We start from the raw sequence: 3,134 nt of genomic DNA, 5'->3' as shown, positions 1-3,134 counted from the left end.
GGCAGCGACCTACTCTCCCGCGTCTTGAGACGAAGTACCATTGGCGCTGGAGCGTTTCACGGCCGAGTTCGGGATGGGATCGGGTGCAGCCGCTCCGCCATAACCACCAGGTCGGCAAAGCGCAAAGTCATTAGGCATGATCCCCAAAAGTTGCTTAACTTTGGATAAGATCATGCGGGTAAAATGAGAAGCTGGTTTTGTTTCTGCCTTTTCAGGACATTCACCTTTCGCACAAAGGTCCGCGAGACTTAGCGCCATACAGGACGCTAGTCCGTCGCGGCTCGTGCCGCGCCCCGTCCGGAGCCAGCCCGGAGGGCGTACGGCGCGAGGACAAGACAAAGCTGATGCTCATCGCACCGGACGAACGCTTTGCGTTCGCCGGGAGATGAGCATTGAGAATGAGAACGATCAAGTCGATCGAGCTATTAGTACCGGTAAGCTGCATGCGTTGCCGCACTTCCACACCCGGCCTATCGACGTGGTGGTCTTCCACGGCTCTGATAGGGAATACTCGTTTTCAGGTGGGTTTCCCGCTTAGATGCCTTCAGCGGTTATCCCGTCCGTATATAGCTACCCTGCTATGCGGCTGGCGCCACAACAGGTCCACCAGAGATACGTCCATCCCGGTCCTCTCGTACTAGGGACAGATCCTGTCAATATTCCTACACCCACGGCAGATAGGGACCGAACTGTCTCACGACGTTCTGAACCCAACTCACGTACCGCTTTAAATGGCGAACAGCCATACCCTTGGGACCTGCTCCAGCCCCAGGATGCGATGAGTCGACATCGAGGTGCCAAACAACCCCGTCGATATGGACTCTTGGGGGTCATCAGCCTGTTATCCCCGGCGTACCTTTTATCCGTTGAGCGATGGCCCTTCCACACGGGACCACCGGATCACTATGACCGTCTTTCGACTCTGCTCGACGTGTCAGTCTCGCAGTCAGGCGGGCTTATGCCATTGCACTCGACGACCGATTTCCGACCGGTCTGAGCCCACCATCGCGCGCCTCCGTTACTCTTTAGGAGGCGACCGCCCCAGTCAAACTACCCACCATACACTGTCCCGGACCCGGATGACGGGCCGCGGTTAGACATCCATGACGATAAGGGTGGTATTTCAAGGGTGGCTCCACCAAGGCTGGCGCCCTGGCTTCAAAGCCTACCACCTATCCTACACATGCCGTCACGAATGCCAGTGTAAAGCTATAGTAAAGGTGCACGGGGTCTTTCCGTCTAACCGCAGGAACCCCGCATCTTCACGGGGAATTCAATTTCACTGAGTCTGCGTTGGAGACAGCGGGGAAGTCGTTACGCCATTCGTGCAGGTCGGAACTTACCCGACAAGGAATTTCGCTACCTTAGGACCGTTATAGTTACGGCCGCCGTTTACTGGGGCTTCGATTCAGAGCTTGCACCCCTCCTCTTAACCTTCCAGCACCGGGCAGGCGTCAGACCCTATACGTCGTCTTGCGACTTCGCAGAGCCCTGTGTTTTTGGTAAACAGTCGCTACCCCCTGGTCTGTGCCACCCCCCTTCGGTTGCCCGAAGAAGGGTCACGCTTCTTCCGAAGTTACGCGTGCAATTTGCCGAGTTCCTTCAACGCAGTTCTCTCAAGCGCCTTGGTATTCTCTACCAGTCCACCAGTGTCGGTTTAGGGTACGGTCTATACGCGGGAGCTATTTCCTGGAACCGCTTCGCTGCAAGATCAATCCATTAAGACCTCACAACACACGCGATCCGTCACTACCCGCAGGCCCACGAATATTAACGTGGTTCCCATCGACTACGCCTTTCGGCCTCGCCTTAGGGGCCGGCTAACCCTGCTCAGATTAACTTTAAGCAGGAACCCTTGGACTTTCGGCGAGAGGGTCTCTCACCCTCTTTATCGTTACTCATGTCAGCATTCTCACTTCCCGTACCTCCACCAGCCCTCACGGGTCCGGCTTCAACGGCTTGGGGAACGCTCCGCTACCACTGGGTAATCCGTTAGGATTATCCCAATCCACAGCTTCGGTGTATGGCTTTAGCCCCGTTACATTTTCGGCGCAAAGACCCTTATTTAGACCAGTGAGCTGTTACGCTTTCTTTAAATGATGGCTGCTTCTAAGCCAACATCCTGGTTGTTTTGGGATCCTCACATCCTTTCCCACTTAGCCATAACTTGGGGACCTTAGATGGTGGTCAGGGTTGTTGCCCTCTCCACGACGGACGTTAGCACCCGCCGTGTGTCTGCCGATCAGTACTCCTGGGTATTCGGAGTTTGGTTAGGTTTGGTAATCCGGTGAGGACCCCTAGCCCATCCAGTGCTCTACCCCCCAGGGTATAAAATCGACGCTCTACCTAAATAGATTTCGCGGAGAACCAGCTATCTCCGAGTTTGATTGGCCTTTCACCCCTAGCCACAAGTCATCCCAATCTATTGCAACAGATGCGGGTTCGGTCCTCCAGTACGTGTTACCGTACCTTCAACCTGCTCATGGCTAGATCACTCGGTTTCGGGTCTAATCCGACGAACTGAACGCCCTGTTCAGACTCGCTTTCGCTGCGCCTACACCTACCGGCTTAAGCTCGCTCGTCAGACTAAGTCGCTGACCCATTATACAAAAGGTACGCTGTCACCCAGGACAAACCTTGGGCTCCAACTGTTTGTAGGCATTCGGTTTCAGGTTCTCTTTCACTCCCCTTGTCGGGGTGCTTTTCACCTTTCCCTCACGGTACTGGTTCGCTATCGGTCATGCACGAGTACTTAGGCTTGGAGCGTGGTCGCCCCATGTTCAGACAGGATTTCACGTGTCCCGCCCTACTCAAGGACTTATGTTGTTCTACGTGTACGGGGCTATCACCCGCTATGGCCGAACTTTCCAGATCGTTCCACTTCATTCACATAAGCCACTGGCCTGGTCCGCGTTCGCTCGCCACTACTAGCGGAGTCTCGTTTGATGTCCTTTCCTCCGGGTACTTAGATGTTTCAGTTCCCCGGGTTCGCTTCTAACCCCTATGTATTCGAAAGTTAGATACCTTATTGTTGATAGCTAGAAAGATGAACTGTTGTCATAAACAACAGCTCACATTTTCTAGCTATCTAAGGTGGGTTGCCCCATTCGGAAATCCACGGATCAAAGGGTATT

Annotated in this window: 2 rRNA genes (1 of these 2 cut by a window edge); both read right to left on the bottom strand. The window is 54.3% G+C overall.

Annotation, left to right across the window (positions count from 1 at the left end):
- Positions 1–111: ribosomal RNA gene (gene rrf, locus IEX53_RS23435) — 5S ribosomal RNA — on the bottom strand; the annotation flags it as partial.
- Positions 112–404: 293 nt separating this feature from the next.
- Positions 405–3,134 (bottom strand): 23S ribosomal RNA (locus IEX53_RS23430); it runs 91 nt beyond the window's last position.

Origin of the sequence: Paramesorhizobium endophyticum (assembly GCF_014640615.1) — a bacterium.
Lineage (GTDB): Bacteria > Pseudomonadota > Alphaproteobacteria > Rhizobiales > Rhizobiaceae > Paramesorhizobium > Paramesorhizobium endophyticum.
The sequence above is the reverse complement of the archived record's forward strand: the minus strand, read 5'-3'. Positions and strand labels throughout refer to the sequence as shown.